20 protein-coding genes and 1 pseudogene are annotated in these 17,563 nt (G+C 60.8%); 19 read left to right on the top strand and 2 right to left on the bottom strand.

The window, feature by feature from the left end:
- Positions 1-163 precede the first annotated feature (163 nt).
- Positions 164-1,191: pseudogene (locus B5M07_RS18420) on the bottom strand (IS110 family transposase).
- Positions 1,192-1,478: 287 nt separating this feature from the next.
- Between B5M07_RS18420 and B5M07_RS18415 the strand changes: the two are divergent.
- The 8 genes from B5M07_RS18415 (at position 1,479) to B5M07_RS18380 (ending at position 8,726) form a co-directional block, all read left to right on the top strand.
- Positions 1,479-2,381 (top strand): alpha/beta hydrolase, encoded by a 903-nt coding sequence (locus B5M07_RS18415; RefSeq protein ID WP_017468330.1) that lies wholly within the window; start codon positions 1,479-1,481, stop codon positions 2,379-2,381.
- A 115-nt stretch (positions 2,382-2,496) separates the two neighbouring features.
- Positions 2,497-4,134 carry a flavin-containing monooxygenase gene (locus B5M07_RS18410; RefSeq protein WP_009804217.1) on the top strand — a complete coding sequence of 546 codons (1,638 nt, stop codon included), beginning with the start codon at positions 2,497-2,499 and terminating at the stop codon, positions 4,132-4,134.
- A 72-nt stretch (positions 4,135-4,206) separates the two neighbouring features.
- A complete protein-coding gene (locus tag B5M07_RS18405; RefSeq protein ID WP_009804216.1) occupies positions 4,207-4,962 on the top strand; it encodes an SDR family NAD(P)-dependent oxidoreductase in 756 nt (251 codons plus the stop codon).
- A gap of 76 nt (positions 4,963-5,038) precedes the next feature.
- On the top strand, positions 5,039-5,797 hold the full coding sequence (locus B5M07_RS18400; protein WP_009804215.1) for an electron transfer flavoprotein subunit beta/FixA family protein: 759 nt from the start codon (positions 5,039-5,041) through the stop codon (positions 5,795-5,797).
- Entirely contained in the window at positions 5,797-6,717 is a 921-nt protein-coding gene (locus tag B5M07_RS18395; protein ID WP_009804214.1) for an electron transfer flavoprotein subunit alpha/FixB family protein, read from the top strand. Before B5M07_RS18400 ends, B5M07_RS18395 begins: the two co-directional genes overlap by 1 nt.
- Before the next feature lie 2 nt (positions 6,718-6,719).
- Positions 6,720-7,919 (top strand): 3-oxoadipyl-CoA thiolase, encoded by a 1,200-nt coding sequence (gene pcaF, locus B5M07_RS18390; RefSeq protein WP_009804213.1) that lies wholly within the window; start codon positions 6,720-6,722, stop codon positions 7,917-7,919.
- 318 nt (positions 7,920-8,237) lie between these two features.
- Positions 8,238-8,447: a helix-turn-helix domain-containing protein gene (locus B5M07_RS18385; protein ID WP_081285328.1), complete on the top strand. Its 210-nt coding sequence runs from the start codon at positions 8,238-8,240 to the stop codon at positions 8,445-8,447.
- A gap of 78 nt (positions 8,448-8,525) precedes the next feature.
- Complete coding sequence (locus B5M07_RS18380) at positions 8,526-8,726, top strand: hypothetical protein (protein WP_065331048.1); 201 nt, start codon at positions 8,526-8,528, stop codon at positions 8,724-8,726.
- Here B5M07_RS18380 and B5M07_RS18375 read toward each other — a convergent pair.
- The gene (locus B5M07_RS18375) at positions 8,720-9,298 is read right to left on the bottom strand and encodes a hypothetical protein (protein ID WP_065331049.1); all 579 of its coding nucleotides are present in this window, start codon (positions 9,296-9,298) and stop codon (positions 8,720-8,722) included. The genes B5M07_RS18380 and B5M07_RS18375 overlap by 7 nt on opposite strands.
- A gap of 132 nt (positions 9,299-9,430) precedes the next feature.
- On the opposite strand from B5M07_RS18375, the gene B5M07_RS18370 reads away from it, so the two are divergent.
- From B5M07_RS18370 to B5M07_RS18320, 11 genes are read left to right on the top strand one after another with little or no spacing between them, the layout of a single operon-like run.
- A complete protein-coding gene (locus tag B5M07_RS18370) occupies positions 9,431-9,745 on the top strand; it encodes a hypothetical protein (protein WP_008335576.1) in 315 nt (104 codons plus the stop codon).
- Positions 9,705-10,382, top strand: a complete 678-nt coding sequence (locus B5M07_RS18365) for a lytic transglycosylase domain-containing protein (RefSeq protein ID WP_319822678.1) — start codon at positions 9,705-9,707, stop codon at positions 10,380-10,382. Before B5M07_RS18370 ends, B5M07_RS18365 begins: the two co-directional genes overlap by 41 nt.
- Before the next feature lie 16 nt (positions 10,383-10,398).
- Positions 10,399-10,680, top strand: coding sequence for a TrbC/VirB2 family protein (locus B5M07_RS18360; protein ID WP_065331050.1), 282 nt, complete (start codon positions 10,399-10,401; stop codon positions 10,678-10,680).
- A 15-nt stretch (positions 10,681-10,695) separates the two neighbouring features.
- Positions 10,696-10,974, top strand: a complete 279-nt coding sequence (locus B5M07_RS18355) for a type IV secretion system protein VirB3 (protein ID WP_009574107.1) — start codon at positions 10,696-10,698, stop codon at positions 10,972-10,974.
- Positions 10,949-13,342 carry a type IV secretion system protein B4 gene (locus B5M07_RS18350; protein ID WP_204353406.1) on the top strand — a complete coding sequence of 798 codons (2,394 nt, stop codon included), beginning with the start codon at positions 10,949-10,951 and terminating at the stop codon, positions 13,340-13,342. The genes B5M07_RS18355 and B5M07_RS18350 overlap by 26 nt, the downstream gene beginning before the upstream one ends.
- Entirely contained in the window at positions 13,339-13,548 is a 210-nt protein-coding gene (locus tag B5M07_RS18345) for a hypothetical protein (protein ID WP_065331052.1), read from the top strand. The genes B5M07_RS18350 and B5M07_RS18345 overlap by 4 nt, the downstream gene beginning before the upstream one ends.
- Complete coding sequence (locus B5M07_RS18340) at positions 13,545-14,651, top strand: lytic transglycosylase domain-containing protein (RefSeq protein WP_065331053.1); 1,107 nt, start codon at positions 13,545-13,547, stop codon at positions 14,649-14,651. Before B5M07_RS18345 ends, B5M07_RS18340 begins: the two co-directional genes overlap by 4 nt.
- On the top strand, positions 14,648-15,415 hold the full coding sequence (locus B5M07_RS18335; RefSeq protein WP_065331054.1) for a type IV secretion system protein: 768 nt from the start codon (positions 14,648-14,650) through the stop codon (positions 15,413-15,415). Before B5M07_RS18340 ends, B5M07_RS18335 begins: the two co-directional genes overlap by 4 nt.
- Before the next feature lie 8 nt (positions 15,416-15,423).
- Positions 15,424-15,849 carry a hypothetical protein gene (locus B5M07_RS18330; protein ID WP_081285329.1) on the top strand — a complete coding sequence of 142 codons (426 nt, stop codon included), beginning with the start codon at positions 15,424-15,426 and terminating at the stop codon, positions 15,847-15,849.
- Positions 15,850-16,863 carry a type IV secretion system protein gene (locus B5M07_RS18325; RefSeq protein WP_065331055.1) on the top strand — a complete coding sequence of 338 codons (1,014 nt, stop codon included), beginning with the start codon at positions 15,850-15,852 and terminating at the stop codon, positions 16,861-16,863. It begins immediately after the preceding gene.
- A gap of 17 nt (positions 16,864-16,880) precedes the next feature.
- Positions 16,881-17,561, top strand: coding sequence for a virB8 family protein (locus tag B5M07_RS18320; protein WP_065331056.1), 681 nt, complete (start codon positions 16,881-16,883; stop codon positions 17,559-17,561).
- Positions 17,562-17,563 lie beyond the last annotated feature (2 nt).

Genomic DNA, 17,563 nt, shown 5'->3' with positions numbered 1-17,563 from the left:
GTATGGCGATGCGCGGACCAGAGGCATATCAACAAACCGAGCTCGGTGGCTCCTGCACAAATGCTGCTTTCTCTGACCCGGATCTGATCGATCCTTCGCCCTTACTTTTCAGTGACCTCCTCACACTCCCAACTTACCGGGACGTCGTGGCATGCCGTCTTCGCTATGCCATCGCCGCCACCGGATTCCGGTAATCCTCTTGTTTCATTATGATGGCCCAGAGGCCACGCGCCATCTTGTTGGCCAGCGCAATCGCGGCGACCCATGCGCGGCTTGCGGGTTAGTAGGCGTTTCAGCCAGCCATTATTCGGTGTGTTAAACCGCTCGACAGCCTGGAGGACAGCCATAGCGCCAGAGACCAAGAGTGTCCGGAGTCGCGCTGTCGCATCTTCGAGGTCTTCCCGAGCCGGGCTTTGCCGCCCGTCGAGTGCTGCTTCGGCACAAGCCCAAGCCAGGCGGCAAAATCGCACCCGCGCCGGAAGGTGGCCAGGTCACGGGCAAATGTCTCGATCGCAAGCGCCGTGACAGGAACCACGCCCGGCATGGTTTGTGTTCGGCGCACCAAGTCGGCTTTCTTGGCGGCACATCGCATCTTCGCGTCAAGCTCTGCAACACGCGTATTCAGCCCCTCAATCTGCCCCAGATACATCCGGCCGAGGTCACGAACCTCAGCATGCAGCGCGGTGTCATCACCTGCGATTGCGTCCGCGAGTCGCTTGAGATGGGCAGGCCCGCGGGCCGCGACCAATCCGTGTTCGGCGAGGTGGCCGCGTAAAGCGTTGATCATCTGGGGGCGCTGGCCGACAAACATCTGCCGCGTGCGAAACAGCATGGCACGGGCCTGCTGATCTTCCGTCTTCACTGCGAAAAAGCGCATGGTTGGACGCAATGCAGCCTCCAAGATGGCCTCTGCATCGGTCGCATCATTCTTCTGGCGTTTGACGAACGGCTTCACATAGACCGGCGGTATCAACCGCACGTCGCACCCCAGCTTCTCAAATTCGCGGCCCCAGCCATGCGCCGTGGCCACGCCTCCATGGCGATCATGCATTTGGGTTGCTGCGCCACGAACGCGAGAAACTGGCCTCGTGAAAGCTTTTTGCGAAACGCGACTGACCCATCATTGTACGCACCATGCAACTGGATAACGCGCTTTGCCAAGTCGACACCGATAATTTTAATTTCGGACATAGATGCTCCTTCCTTCTGTGATGGCTTTTAACGCTCATCATAGTGGCACATTGCGATGCCGTCGGGAGGGGGTATCCACGCCATCAACAGAGCCTAGTAACGGGCATATCTGCCTCACGACAGGCTGAGCACGATCATACTATTTCCAAAGCGGTATTGTTCAATACATGGCGCATTTTTCGCCCTTACTCTGAGATAATTGGCGTATGCCGTTGACCGTTTGACGTCTTCGAGATTGGCGACGTCAGTTGGTGGCTTTGCCAAATGTTATGCTTGGGAGGATAAACATGGAAATCAGTAGAGAAGCCGATACGCTGCGGGCGCTTTATCAGAATTGGACCGATCAGATGGTCGAGAACCCAGACCTGACGATCGCGAACCTGCGCAGCATGTTCGATGAATGGGGGCAGCCCGCACTAGAGCCGGAAAACGTTAGCTACAAAAGCGATCATGTCGGAGGAGTTGAGGCTATCTGGGCCCTACCAGCCGGGGCAGATACCTCGCGTGTAATTGTTTACACTCATGGTGGCGGCTTTGCCGTCGGCTCAGCCGATAGTCATCGAAAAATGGCAGGGCACCTCGCTAAGGTGCTTGGGGTTACGTCGGTGATCCTGCACTATCGGCGCGCACCCGAGCACCCATTTCCGGCGCAGATCGAAGATGCAGTAGCCGCATACAAAGCGCTGCTGGATAAGGGTTTCAAGGCAAGAAATATTCTGACGGCTGGCGACAGTGCTGGCGGCAATCTTGCCATCGCCAGCGTGCTGAAGTTACGCGAACTTGGGTTGCCACTGCCCGGAGCGGTCATCGCCTATTCGCCCTGGCTCGACATGGCGATGCGCGGGGAAACACTGGAAACCAACGCGGAAACCGATGCGCTAGTCGGCAAACCGATCCTCGAAGCGATGGCGGGGATGTTCCTCGGTGAAGGCACGGATCCGCTTAATCCGTTGGCCAACCCGCTGGAGAACGATTTCACCGGTTACCCGCCGCTCTATATCAATGCCGGAGGGGCCGAGACGCTTAAGAGCGATGCCGAACGGTTGCACGAAAAGGCCAAGGCACAGGGCGTAAACGTGACCCTGTCTATCGTCGAAGGCATGCAGCATGTCTTTCCCGCGCTTTCGGGACGCGCGCCCGAGGCAAACGAGGAACTTGGTCGCATCGCCGCATGGTATCGGGCCCTCTGAGACCTGTACTCGCACTGCATTGCGGTGCGGTGCGAGACAAACCCCTACGAAACATTCATCTAGCATCTCACCCGCAATCTGCGGGGCGGAGCGGTCTTACTCTGGGAGGAGTGATATGAACATTCAGACTGAGAATACTAAAACGGTCGGAGCGGATTTTGACGCAGTCGTCATTGGCGCGGGCTTCGGCGGGCTTTACGCTGTCCACAAACTTCGCAACGAGCAGGGACTGAACGTCCGGGGCTATGACAGCGCCAGTGACGTTGGCGGCACCTGGTGGTGGAACCGATATCCCGGTGCGCTGTCAGACACGGAAAGCTATGTCTATCGCTATTCTTTTGACAAAGAGTTGCTTCGAAAAGGCCGCTGGAAAACCCGGTATCTGACCCAGCCCGAGATCCTCGAATACATGAACGAGGTAGCGGATCATCTCGATCTTCGACGCAGCTACAAGTTCGACACCAAAGTGGATGGCGCGCACTATAATGAAAAAACCGGTCTCTGGAACGTGATCACTGATAGTGGTGAGACAGTTACCGCAAAATACCTTGTCACTGGCCTCGGTCTCTTGTCCGCAACGAATGTTCCAAAATTCAAGGGCATCGATGATTTCAAAGGCCGTATCTTACACACAGGTGCCTGGCCCGAGGGAGTGGACTTGAGCAACAAACGCGTGGGCATTATCGGCACCGGCTCGACGGGTGTTCAGGTTATCACTGCAACGGCACCAATTGCAAAACACCTGACTGTTTTTCAGCGCTCTGCACAATATGTCGTGCCGATTGGGAACACCCCGCAAGACGATGCTACCATCGCCGAGCAAAAGGCGAACTACGATAATATCTGGAATCAAGTGAAGAATTCTGTTGTGGCCTTCGGCTTCGAAGAAAGCGCCGAACCCGCCGAAACCGCCTCGCCCGAGGAACGGGAGCGGGTCTTCGAAGCCGCCTGGCAGCGCGGCGGTGGTTTCTATTTCATGTTTGGCACCTTTTGCGATATTGCGACCAGCCAAGTGGCCAATGATGCGGCCGCTGACTTCATCAAGGGCAAGATCAAGCAAATCGTGAAGGACCCCAAGGTCGCAGAGAAACTGACGCCGAAGGACCTTTACGCCAAGCGCCCGCTTTGCGGAAACAACTATTACGAGGTCTACAACCGAGACAACGTGACCCTCGCCGACGTGAAGGCCGATCCGATCGCAGAGTTCACTCCGAACGGCATTCGTCTCGAAAGCGGCGAGGAGCATGAGCTTGACATCGTAATCTTTGCCACTGGTTTCGATGCGGTCGACGGCAATTACGTCAAAATGGACCTCCGCGGACGCGGAGGCGTGACCATGCGCGACACTTGGAAGGAAGGCCCACTCGGTTACCTCGGCATGATGGAGGTAGACTTCCCTAACTTCTTCATGATCCTTGGCCCTAATGGCCCCTTCACTAACCTGCCCCCCAGCATTGAGACGCAAGTTGAATGGATCGCTGACACGATTTGCGCAATGGAAGAAGAGGGGGTTCAAAGTGTGGAGCCAACCGTGGAGGCGCGCGACGCTTGGGTTGGCACCTGCCGTGAAATCGCCGACATGACACTCTTCCCCAAAGCTGAAAGCTGGATCTTCGGCGCAAATATCCCCGGAAAGAAGAATGCGGTGATGTTCTACATGGCCGGGATTGGCAATTATCGCAATGCCATTAGTGCGGTTAAGGAGGAAGGTTATACATCCCTGATCCGCGACCGCACTGCCGAGAAGGTGTAAAGAATTCCGTCGGGCATTAAGAAAACCCGGCGGAAACAATTAAATTTGTTCATGAACACTCAGGAGAGAACTATGGGACGGGTATCCGGAAAAGTCGCACTGGTAACAGGTGGCGCCATGGGCATGGGAAAAGCCCATTGTGAAACGCTGGCACGTGAAGGCGCGCATGTATTTGTAACCGACCGTGATACGGAAGCGGGTGAAAGCGTAGTAAAAGGTATCATTGGAGCCGGAGGGAAGGCGGAATTCATTCAGCATGACGTGACGCTTGAAGAAGATTGGAAGAATGTCATCTCCACGGTGCAATCAAGTGCTGGTCGACTTGATGTGCTAGTGAACAACGCTGGCATTCTCATTCTGAAGCCGCTCCACGAAACCTCGCCTGACGAATTTGACATGACGATCAACGTCAATGTACGCGGTGTTTATCTCGGTATCCGAGCCGCGGTTCCATTGATGAAAGAGACCGAAAAAGCATCAATTATCAATATTTCTTCAATCTATGGGATTGTTGGTGCCGCTTCGGCGGGAGCCTACATTGGATCCAAAGGCGCCGTACGGATGTTGACCAAATCCTGCGCAGTCGACCTGGCCGAAAGTGGCATACGTGTCAATTCGATCCATCCCGGTGTCATCGATACTCCCATGACAAAAGATCTGCTACACGCCGACGAAGAGACCCGGCAGGCAATTCTGGGGGCCACGCTGCTCAAGCGGCCAAGCAAACCTGAAGAGGTTTCGAATGCGGTCCTGTTCCTCGCATCGGATGAGTCATCGTTCGTTCACGGAGCAGAGATTGTAGTAGATGGCGGTTATACTGCGAATTGACAGAGACACATCCCAAGTAACGGCCTGGAACCCGGGCCGTTACTGCCATTGCAAATTTCCAAGACGATAAACGCCAATGAAAATAATTGCACCTATAAAACACCTAATTGATTACAACGTGAAGGTTCGCGTTAAGGCGGACGGTAGCGGAGTTGGTCTCGCGAATGTGAAGATGTCGATGAACCCGTTCGACGAGATTGCGGTTGAAGAGGCGATCCGTCTGAAGGAAGCGGGCAAGGCGGACGAGCTTGTCGTCGTGTCGATCGGCGTGAAACAGGCGCAGGAAACGCTGCGCACGGCGCTGGCGATGGGCGCGGACCGGGCGATCCTCGTCGTGGCCGCCGACGACGTGCACCAAGATATCGAGCCGCTGGCGGTGGCCAAGATCCTAAAGGCCGTGATCGACGCCGAGGCGCCGGGCCTGGTGATCGCGGGCAAACAGGCGATCGACAACGACATGAACGCGACCGGCCAGATGCTGGCGGCGCTGCTGGGCTGGGGTCAGGCGACCTATGCCTCTGAGGTTGCGATCGAGGGCGAGCATGCCGTCGTGACCCGCGAAGTGGACGGCGGTCTGCAGACCATCAAGGTGAAGCTGCCGGCGATCGTCACCGCCGACCTGCGCCTGAACGAGCCGCGCTACGCCTCGCTGCCCAACATCATGAAAGCCAAGAAGAAACCGCTGGACGAAAAGACCGCCGCCGATTTCGGCGTCGATGTCACGCCGCGCCTGACCGTCGTCAAGACGGCAGAGCCCGCCGCGCGTTCGGCCGGGGAAATGGTTGGCTCGGTCGACGAGCTGGTGTCGAAGCTGAAAGAAAAGGGGATCGTGTAATGGCTGTTCTTCTCCTTGCAGAAATCGCCGGTGGTGCACTGGCGCTGGACGCCACCGCCAAGGCGGTGACCGCTGCCAAATCGCTGGGCGATGTGACCGTTCTGGTTGCGGGCCCCGCTGCCGCAGGCGAGGCCGCGTCGAAGATCGACGGCGTGGCAAAGGTTCTGGTGGCGGATGACGCCGCCTATGCCAACGGCCTGGCCGAGCCGGTCGCCGATCTGGTGGTCAGCCTGGCAGGCAATTATGAACATATCGTTGCTCCGTCCACGGCGAGCGCGAAAAACATCCTGCCGCGCGTCGCGGCGCTGCTGGACGTGATGGTTTTGTCGGACGTCACCGCCATCGTGGACGGGTCCACGTTCGAACGCCCGATCTACGCGGGCAACGCGATTCAGACGGTAAAATCCAACGATTCCAAGAAGGTACTGACCGTCCGCACCACCGCCTTCGACGCGGCTGGCCAGGGTGGTTCGGCCGCCGTCGAGGCCATCGCAGCGGCCGGCAACGCGGGCCTGAGCGCCTGGGTCGAGGACAAGGTCGCGGCGTCGGATCGTCCGGAACTGACCTCGGCCAAGATCGTGGTCTCGGGCGGTCGCGGCGTCGGTTCCGAGGAGAACTTCGCGATCATCGAGGGCCTGGCCGACAAGCTGGGCGCGGCGGTCGGCGCCTCGCGCGCGGCGGTGGATAGCGGGTTCGCACCGAACGACTGGCAGGTCGGCCAGACCGGCAAGGTCGTGGCGCCCGAGCTGTACATCGCGGTCGGGATTTCCGGGGCAATTCAACACCTTGCAGGCATGAAGGACAGCAAGGTCATCGTCGCCATCAACAAGGATGAAGAGGCCCAGATCTTCCAGGTCGCCGACTACGGCCTGGTCGCAGACCTGCTCGACGCCGTCCCGGATATGACAAAGGCACTCTAAGAATGACAAACGTCTACATCTGCGATTACATCCGCACACCAATTGGTCGCTATGGCGGCGCGCTTTCTTCTGTGCGAGCCGACGATCTTGGTGCAATCCCACTCAGGGCCCTGGCCAGCCGAAACCCGAAGCTAGATCTAGCGGCCATTGACGAAGTGATTTTCGGCTGCGCCAACCAGGCGGGCGAGGACAACCGCAACGTCGCACGCATGTCGCTGCTACTCGCGGGATTTCCGGATTGTGTCCCTGGCACGACGATGAACCGGTTGTGCGGATCGGGTATGGACGCCGTAATCACAGCCGCCCGCGCGATCAAAGCTGGAGAAGCCGATCTCATTGTTGCTGGCGGTGTGGAAAGCATGTCTCGTGCTCCGTTTGTGATGCCAAAAGCTACAACTGCATTCTCGCGCGAAAATTCTGCTGAAGACACCACCATCGGCTGGCGCTTCGTCAATAAACAGATGAAGAGTCAATACGGCGTCGACAGCATGCCTGAAACGGCCGAAAACGTAGCGGAAGACTTCAGCATCAACCGCGCCGACCAAGATGCCTTCGCCATGCGTTCGCAGCGAAAGGCGAGAGATGCCATGGCGAACGGTCGTTTGGCCCGTGAAATTGTCCCGGTAGAGATTCCTCAGCGAAAGGGGGAGCCAAAGATCGTCGTACAGGATGAACACCCTCGCGCGGGTACGACTTTGGAAGCGCTCGCCCAACTGAAAACTTTCGTAAAAGCGGACGGCACTGTAACCGCTGGGAATTCTTCGGGCGTGAACGATGGTGCCGCAGCATTGATCCTTGCCACCAGCGACGTCGCAAAAAAATTTGGCCTCACACCGATCGCAAGGGTCTTGGGCGGCGCAACCGCGGGCGTCGCACCGCGCATCATGGGTTTCGGGCCGGCACCGGCGTCGGAAAAGCTGATGGCGCGACTTGGACTGAAACAAGAAGACTTCTCGGTAATCGAACTTAACGAAGCCTTTGCTTCGCAGGGTCTGGCCACACTACGGCACCTGGGGATCGCGGATGATGACGCCCGCGTGAACCCGAACGGCGGCGCTATTGCTCTCGGCCATCCGCTTGGCATGTCAGGTGCCCGCATCACTGGTTCAGCGATGCTGGACCTCAAACCTGGAGAAAAGTCGTTATCGACCATGTGTATTGGCGTGGGACAGGGGATTGCAATCGCGCTCGAAGCTGTCTGAGGTGCCGCGACAACCACAAAACTAACATAAGTTCTCTTATGCGATTTTTGGCCAACCCCAAATTTCCTCGTAGAATTCGTCCTCTCCAACCTCCCTGTGGACGACCGACTGGCGGCACCGGTATTGCCGGTGTCGCCCTTTTCCGAAAGAACGATTGAACGACCCAGTATGTTTGCGAGACGGATCATCCCGTGACCTGCGTATCGGCAGGCATCCCATTCCGGCGATCTCGCGCCGTACCAAGAATTCTTCTCTGCACCTCCGAATGTAACATATATCGCGTGGCGATATTTCGCGCAGCGTGTCCGTTTCGCGGGCATGAACTTGCGGGACCGTGTAGCACTGAACATCCAGGAATTGAGACGCGCCCGCGGCCTCAGCCAAGAGGAGCTTGCTCATCGGGCCGATGTGAGCCGCGGCCATATGGGCAAGGTCGAGAACGCCAAGTTTGCGGCCTCCCTCGACCTTCTCGAACGCATCGCCAAGGCGCTCAATGTCGACCCCGAAGTACTCTTTGCGAAGCGCTAGTTCGTTTCCTGAGACTTTGATCCTATCCCCCAACACGAAAGATTCGAACGGCAAGAACGGTACGAGCGACACGGGTACATGACGAAGAGAAAGACAGGCTGGCCTTTCCAGGAAGGGTTTCTGAACGCCGGTACACAGGAGATTCACCTGTTCACCGATTACCGTTGGAATGATGGCTCGGTGAGCCGCCGCTGGCATGTCGATCCGGAACGCTTTGATGCAGATCTTGCCGAGCTTCGCTCAATTTCCCTGGTGGCATCGGACCGTTCGGATCAGTAGGAAAACCACTCCGAGTGGCCCATGTTGCCCTCGAAGTCGCCGTACTCGACCATGATGCTGCGAGAATAGAAGTGCCAACGGCCACCACCACTCGGATAGGCGATCTCCTGCCCGCTTTCCGAGACGAATGTCGCGGGCCAGGGCGTGTGGGATCCGTAGACCCGCTGGATGTAGCGGCAGGTCCGGTTCTCGCGATCGCAGGAGCGGATCGACCAATCCCACTGACGCGGCTCGTCGCGCGGCTCGTAGGAGCGCCCGGTGAACCAGATCACATGGGTCCGGTTCAGCCACTCGTATTCCGGCAGATTGGTGTCCAGCTCGCCCTCTCCTCCGGGTCCGCCCAGCTCGACCGGCACATGGGCGAACGTGCAGACCCCGAAGGGCGGCAGGCTCGGCCAGGGCGTGATGCGGTGGATCATGGTGCGATAGGCGCGCGCGCAGACCGCGCTCGGGGGGAAACCGCCCGCCATACAGAGCATGATGGCGCAATCGATGTCATAGGCCTGCGCCTTCTTAGGGGCTCCGAACACCGCCATCACTCCCATTGCAGCTGCCATCGCCTGTCGTTTCATGTCGCTCTCCCGCAAAAGTTGCGGCAACTATCGTGCAATATGTCTTTTTCTGCAATATGTCGTATTGACTCCATATGACTTTATGGCCTTAGTGTCGTGAAGTAGAAGGGCTCTCGTGGGGAGAGTCCGAACATGCCGATAGCGCGCAACCAGATCCTGATCACCATCGACGGTGTCAAAGACCTGTCCGAAAAGGGCATCGCGTTCCGCTGCCGGTATGAACTCGTGGGGTTCACGGACGATGGCAAGCCGCGCTACCAGTGCATCTACCTGCGCGAGGGCGAGCCGGAAGCCATTCTGGTCTCGACCCGGATCACCCCGCACGGGCCAGAGCCGCGGTATTTCAACATATGGCCGGGCCTCTTCAAACATCATCTCGAGTTCGGTGACGGGCGCGATCTGCGCTTTGGTCCTGATTACAGCATCACCCTCGAGGAGCGCGGCTGACGTCATCGCCTTCGGTCGCGACGGCACGGCACGGACCTCAGGCTGGACCTTTCATGGCGAACGACCTGCCTGGGCAGGGCTGGATGATAGCACTGAGACCGGAGAGGTTCTCGCCTCGCTGGATGCCACACCGCCGTCCGGACGCGACGACATCCTCTCCCTGATCCGCACGACTGCTGACCGGCACCAGGGGAACCGTGCCCTGCGGCACGTCGGTCTCGATGAGGACGACTGGCTGGTCCTTCTCCAGGCCTTGGTCGAGGCCGAAAGCAGCTACAATCCGACTGCCGTCAGCCCCAAGAGTGCCTACGGTCTTGGCCAGCTGATGCCGGATACTGCCCGTGCGCTCGGCGTCGATCCGCGCGATCCCTCTCAGAACCTCGACGGCGCCGCACGCTATCTCCTCGCCCAGCTCGCCACGTTCAAGGACATCAACCTGGCGCTCGCAGCCTACAACGCCGGGCCGCACCGCGTGGTCGAGTATTCCGGCATCCCGCCTTTCATCGAGACCCGCGACTACATCGCGCGCATCCATCAGATCCGGTCCCGGCTGTCGGGCACGCCCGTTTCCGCGCCGGACATCCGCATCGCAGATCGGGCCCCAGCCCGCGCGCCCGTCCTCATCGATCTTCAGTAAAACATGGGAACTTCGCATGCTCAGACATAGCCTCAGCCGCCTCTTGCCCATCGCCACAACCCTGGCGGCTTTCGCAACGCCCGCTCTCGCGCAAGACTTGTCGCCGATCCAGACCATGCTGGAAACTGTCGAGGCCGCGCTGACCGGTCCGATCGGGATCGCGGTCGCCACCCTCGCGGTCATCGGCACCGGCTTCATGTGCATGATGGGACGGCTGAACTGGGGTTGGTTCGCCTCGGTCATCATCGGGATCGTGCTGATCTTCTCGGCCGGCACCATCGTCGACGGCTTCTCCTGAGAACCGAATAGAGCAGTGGCAGAACGATCCCCCCTTTTTCTGGGCCTCGCCCGTCCGCCCAAGTATCTGGGTCTCCCTGTCGGATACCTCGTGGTGCTGGCGACCGGGGTCGTTCTGCCGTTCATCTGGACCAAGTCCATGGTCTTCTTCCTGATTGGCCTCGTCGCCTATCCGATCCTCTGGTTCGTCGCCGACCGCGAGCCGCATTTCTTCGAGGTCCTGCGCGTTTCCTTCGGCTCGGTGCGTCCGACAAAGAACCGGGCCCTGCATGGAGGCGACAGCTTTGGCGCTTGATGCGGGCACTCTTTCCACTCACGGATCAGCCCTGCATCAAGCGGGCGGCAGGGAGTTCGCGCGGGAGAGTTATCTCGCGGAACACCTGCCGTACTTTGCCCTCGCCGATGACGATGTGATGGTCCTCCGCGAGGGCGACCTCTTGGCGACCCTGCGCCTTGATGGTCTGAACCCGATGACAACTGAGGACGCCCGGCTCGACGCGCTCAAACGCGCGGTCGCGGCCATCGTCGCCCAGACCGGCAACGCCTTCGGTTTCTACATCCACCGGATCTCCGTGCCGCAGGATCTCGGAATGCGCCCCATCGAGGAATACAGCTTCGCCGCCGCGATCGACGCGCGCTGGCAGGCCCACGTCAAAGACCTGCGCCCGGCCAAGCGCCAACTCTATCTCAGCGTCATCCGGCGCCCCGACATCTCGGCCCGCATTCCGCTCTTGCGCGCGCTGGCCCGCAAGGCCTGGGTCAAGGACCGCGCGACACGTATGCAGGAGCTGAACGAGGTCATGGGCTTCTTCGAGGTGGCGCTTGCCTCGGCCAACCCGGTCCGACTGACCCGCACGGGCGGCGAATGGCTTGGCTATCTCAACACGCTGAACGCAGGCAGCTTCTCCCCCATCGCCTTCGGACAAAACGCTCTGCCTCTTTCACATACTTTGAGCAATTGCCGCGCGACCTTCGACGGCGACGTCGTCACCCTGAACGACGCCGTGACTGGGCGGGTCAAATACGGCGCGCTCTTTTCGATGAAGACCTACCCGGCGCTCACGGATGTCACGCTGCTCGACGCGCTCGACCTGCCGCTCGACATTGTCCTGACGAACTCCTTCAGCCCGATCCCGAACAACATCATGGCCGAACGCATCCAGCGGATCATCCGCCAGATGCAGGCTTCCGACGATGCCGCCGTCTCCCTGCGCGAACAACTCGGCCAGGCAGCAGACGATCAGGAGGCAGGACGCATCGCGTTTGGCGATCATCACCTCTCGATCGCGGTCTATGCCCCGGATCGTGACACGCTCGAACGCGCCGCCGCCCAGATCAAGCGCGTGGGCCAGGAGATCATGTCCGTCATCGTGCGCGAGAACATGGCGCTCAAAGCCACTTACTTCGCGCAGTCGCCAGGTAACTTCGGCTACCGCGCCCGCAAGACGCCGATTTCCTCGATCAACTTCGCCGACTTCGCGGCCCTCCATGGCAGCGTCGAAGGGCGTGGTCCGGACCAATCACCTTGGGGTCAGACCATTTCGGTCCTGCCCACGGTCAGCACCTCGGGCTATCGCTTCAATTTCCACGAGGCGGGAGCCCCAAGCAAGGAACCGACCGTTGGCCATACGCTGGTTCTAGGGCGCACCGGCACCGGCAAGACGCTGACCACCGCCTTTCTCGCAGCGCAGGCGCAGCGGGTCGGCGCACGGCTTTTCTTCTTCGACAAGGATCGGGGCCTCGAGATGGCTGTCCGCGCCCTTGGTGGCCGTTACAACGAAATCCGCGCCGGGGTGCCCTCGGGCTTGAATCCCCTCGATACCGAAATCGACGAACGTGGCCGCGCCTGGCTCTCGGATTGGCTTGCGACACTTCTCACACGCAATGGAACCCTCACGGGCGAGCAGTCACGACACATCCAAAGCGCGGTCTCGCAAAATGCCCATGCCGAGGGCTCGCTCCGGCGCTTCGCGAGTTTCGAGACCCTGTTTCAGTCGCTCGATGACGATGGCGAGCTACAGTCCCGCGTCGCCGAATGGGCCCCGGGCGGCCGCTACGGATGGGTCTTCGATGAGCCGGAACAGGGTGCCGGGCTTGAACTGGCCTCCGACATTATCGGCTTCGACATGACCGAAATCCTCGACATGACCACCGAGCGCATGGCGGTGCTCTCCTACATCTTCCGTCAGATCGAACGCGTGGTCGAGGATCGCCGCCCCACGATCATCGTGCTCGACGAAGCCTGGAAACTCCTGGACGATCCGTATTTCGGGGCGCGGCTGGAGAACTGGCTGGTGACGCTACGCAAGATGAACTGTGTCGTGATCATGATGACGCAGTACCCGAGCCAGCTCCGGGACAGCCGCGTTGGCAAGACCATCGTCGAGACGGTGCCGACCCAGATCCTCTTCCCGAACGATCGCGCTACGGTCTCGGATTACGACTTTCTTCGCGTGAACGCCAAGGAGGCGGCCCTTCTCGTCCAGCCCACAATCGGCCAGCGCATCGCGCTTGTCCGCTCGGCCGGCGACAGCGTCTTCGTCGATGCGGACCTCTCCGCCTTGGGCGACCTCCTCCCCATCCTTGGCGGCGGTGCAACCGGCGAGGCCCGTGTACCCGCCGATTGGCGCGCCAATCCCGATTTCTGGAGACATCTGATATGAGTTCAAAACCCCTCCTCGCGCTTTGCGCCGCCGCAAGCCTTCTCGCCGCTTGCGAAAAGTACACCGAGAAGACCTCGCCCTGCTTCGGACGCAATGGCGAGCCGCAGGTCACGCGCGCCGCGCTTTCCTTCTCGACCATGGGCGCACCAGTTCAGGAGACGACCAAACCCGACTGCCGTTTCGAACCCCTGCCCCGTCCGGAATGAGCCGCGCCGCGATCATATCCGTCGGGCTCTGCCTCGGCGCCCTGCCCGCGCATGCCCAGGGCGTGCCGACGCAGGACAATTCCGCGATCGGCCGCGCCATCGCGCGGGTGACGGCGCTGGCCGAAGATCTGGGCGTCCAGCAGGACAAGGATCGAACCGAGTCCACGCTTTCCGAGGTTCAGGCCGACCAGCTGCGCGTGCTCGAGGAGATGACGGCGGCCATCACCGGTCCGGGATTCGACATCCGTGCGCTCGAGGGTAATGCGGATTTCGGGGTGGCGGCGGTCTACCCGAACACCGATCCAAGCCCGATGAACAGCCGCCTTTTCGGCGAGGGCCGAGAGACGGTCGAGATGATGATTGTCGAAGTTGCGAGCGAGTTCGCAGGCGCTCCCGGTGTGGCCCGGGCCGGGCTCTCGGCCACGCAGTGGCGCTGCCTTTTCCAGGCGCTGATCAAGCAGGAAAGCCGGTTCAATGTCGCGGCCGAAAGCCCGGTCGGGGCCTATGGTCTCACGCAGCTCATGCCCGGCACCGCGTCTGACCTCGGCGTCGACCGCTATGACGTGAAAGACAACCTCCGCGGCGGCGCGCGCTATATCACCACCCAGCTCAACCGCTTCGGCAACATACCCCATGCGCTCGCGGCCTATAACGCGGGGCCGGGTCGGGTCATCGAATATGGCGGGGTGCCGCCCTTTGCCGAGACCCAAGGCTACGTGCGCAACATCTCGAAGTTCTACAACGAATACCTCGCCGTGGTCGGTGGCGCCGACGCGCTCGGAACACTCTCTCCCTCGGACTTTGCGCTCGCCGAATATGCCAGCATCTCCGAGGCGGGCGTCTATTACGCCGCCGACAGTTCGGCAACGACCGAGCAAGTGATCAACCGCCTCCGCGCGATCATCCTGCAGATCGATGCGCAACCCAACGCCAAGGCGGCCTGGGAGCTCAACACCTACGCCAAGGCCGAGATCGGCCGCATCCTCAATCTCCGCGTCCGACTGATGGCGGCAAACCAGCAGCGCGAGGCGGCCTATGCGCAGCACCTCGTGGCCGACCGGCTGGCCGAGCGCGACTTCATGCAGATGGGAGTTCCCGAATGAGACACCTTCTCCTGACCCTCGCGGCGGTCACCACACTCGGGTTTGCCTCGCCCGCAACGGCCCAGGGCGTACCAACCTTTGATGGCTCGCAGCTTGGTCAACTCGTGGCCCAGCTCGAGCACATGGCCAAGGACCTGAATGTTCAGATGCAGCAGCTCGCGACCATGCGGCTGGAATTGGAAACCCAGCTCTCGCAGCTCACCAACCTCGAGGCGCAACTGACCTCGCTCATTGAAGGCAGCGGGCTCGGAGAACTCTTTGCCACGGTCGAAGAATTCCGCGCGCTGCGTGGCAAGCTGGTCGCCCCCCTCAACACCGCGCAGTCCTTGGCCAGCGGCGATTTCCTGAGCGGCTTCAATCCCGGCGCGGAACTCTCGGCCTCGGTCGAGCGCGTGCTTTCGGGCAGCGGCTTTACCTCGGAACGTCTGAGCACGCTCTCTGGATCCGATCAGCCCGCCGACAAGCGCATCGCCACCTCGGCCGGGGCCAGCGCCATGTTGTCCGTCGCGGCGCAGGAGAGCCACGAAGAGGCGGGCCAAAGCCTCGAACGACTCGAGACCATGGTCGGCCTCATCGATGATCAGGACGGGCTGAAAGCCGCCGTCGATCTCAACACCCGCGTCACCGCAGAACTTGGCATCATCCTGACCCAGATCTGGCGGCTGGAAGCGGCGCAAGGCGTGAGCGCCGGCCAGCTTGGTGTCGTCGATGCCGCAACCCTCGCGGACGAGCGCAAGTTCCGCTCGATGGCGGTGGATCCATGAGGAAGTCCATGACCCACCGGTTGGCACCAATTCGGGCGCGTTGTCTCGCAGCACTTGTCCTGACTGCCCTGCCTTGTGTCGCACTGGCCCAGACTCCGAACACGAGTTCGTCTGATGACGCGCCCTTCAACTCGATGGCCATCGCGCGGGACGAGACCGATGATTGCCGGGTCCCGAAACCCCCAGTCGATCTCGCCGAGACCGCCTATCTCCGCAACGGCTACCGCGCAATCCTGCGCATCCTGATTGCCGAGGAGGCGCTCGCCTCGGAAACCTGCACCTGCCTGCTGGATCAGTTCACCTGGGATCAGGCACTCACCGCCCTGCCCCGGTTCCAGACCTCGGACAACCCGCGTCTGCCCTTCAACGTGCTCGAGCTCTACGCGCAGGCCGACGCGTTCGAGGCCCAAGTTGCGGAGGCCTGTGTAAAGTAGATGGGTGTTATTCGCGACATCCTCAGCCAGGTCGATGCCGCGGTGGATACTGTGGCGCAAGACGGCTTTGTCTCCTCGGCAGGTGCTGTCGGTGACGTGATCTCGGCAGGTGCCGCGCTCCTCGTCGTGCTGCTCGGGATCAATGCCGTGATGCAACTCCGGCCCCTGCCCTTCGGTACCGGCTTTGCCTTCGGGATGAAGGTGGCACTGGTAGGCATATTCGCACAAAGCTGGGACAATTTCAGCGTCATCTATGACATCGTCACGCGGGTTCCGGACTCCGTCGGTGCCTCGATCCTTGCCCTCACCGGCTCGGGCGACGAGGCCGGGGTCTATGAAAGCCTCGACAACATGGTCGCCCGCATCACCGCCTATGGCGATACGATCGGCGACCGCGCGGGCTGGGTCTTCGGCGCGGTCCTGGGTGCCATCTTCTTCGTGCTTTCCGCCGTATTCGCCGCTGTCACCGCCGGCATTATAGCCTTCGCCCGCATCGTCTTCGCGCTGATGATCGTGATTGCCCCCTTCATGATCGTGACCTCGCTCTTCAAGCCGACCCAATCCCTCTTCGAGGCCTGGACCCGCGCCACCATCGGTTACGCGCTGATGCCAGTCGCCGCCGCAGGGGCCGCGGGCATCATCGTTGCCATCGCCGAGGCGATCGGAGACGCCTCCGCCGATCCAGGTGACGTCGAGACCGTCAGCCTCATCCTGCCCTTCCTCGTGATCCTGATCCTCAGCGCCGGGATCATGGCCTCGGTCCCCTACATCGCCTCCAACCTCACCGGCGTTGTCGGCATTGCGTCCAATGCCGTGGGCCTCACAGGCCTTGCGCGCCAGGGGTTCGTGAACACGCGCCAGTATGGCACCGGCACGGCCGCGCGCCTCGTCACCGGAAAATCTCCGCACGAGCTGAACCATATGGCCAATACCGGCGTCGTGAAAACCGGCGAGATGATCCGCCAGAGCCCCGGCGCGCTTCTCTCCGCCGCCAAGGCCTTCCGCAAACCCTGATTTGAAAGACGACGACTTTGAAGAAGCTTGTGACCAGTTCCGCAGCTAGTGACCGCGACGCTTTCGAGGTGGATTTCATCTACGGGCCAAGACGGCGTGAGCGTTTCGCCTGGTTCGTTGCGGCGGCCGGCGTACTGGTCGGCGTCGCCGGCATGGTCGCGGGCGCGAGCCTCTTTCCCCTCAAATCGACCGAGACCTTCGTCGTCGTGGTCGACAAGGAAACCGGCCAGATGGACCGGGTCGCTGCCGTCCAGGCACTGACGCTGTCGGAAAGCGACGCCATCATCCAGGCCAATCTCGTGGCCTATGTTGACGACCGTGAAACCTACGACCTGACCGACGGCGAGCAACGCATCAACTCGGTGCTCGACCGCTCGGATGGTGATGCCGCCCGCACGCTGCGCGATCTCTGGTCCTCGACCAACGAGGATTACCCGATCACCGTCTATGGCCGCGACGCCAAGATCGAGGTGGTGATCAAGTCCGTGAACCAGATCGAGCGCGGGGTGGCCCAGGTCCGCTTCACCCGCACGCTGCGGCGCCCCCGCGACACCCGCACCGTGACCCGGTCTTACGTCGCCACCGTCGGCTACGACTTCCAACCCGAAACCCGCCAGCGCCTTCAGGACGTCTGGGCCAACCCCTTGGGCTTCGTGGTGACCTCCTACCGCGTCGACGCCGAGACCCTGGAGAACTGACC

The organism is Sulfitobacter sp. D7 (assembly GCF_003611275.1).
Taxonomy (GTDB): Bacteria; Pseudomonadota; Alphaproteobacteria; order Rhodobacterales; family Rhodobacteraceae; genus Sulfitobacter; species Sulfitobacter profundi.
Note: the sequence above shows the minus strand (reverse complement) of the source record. Positions and strands in the feature narration are given on the sequence as shown.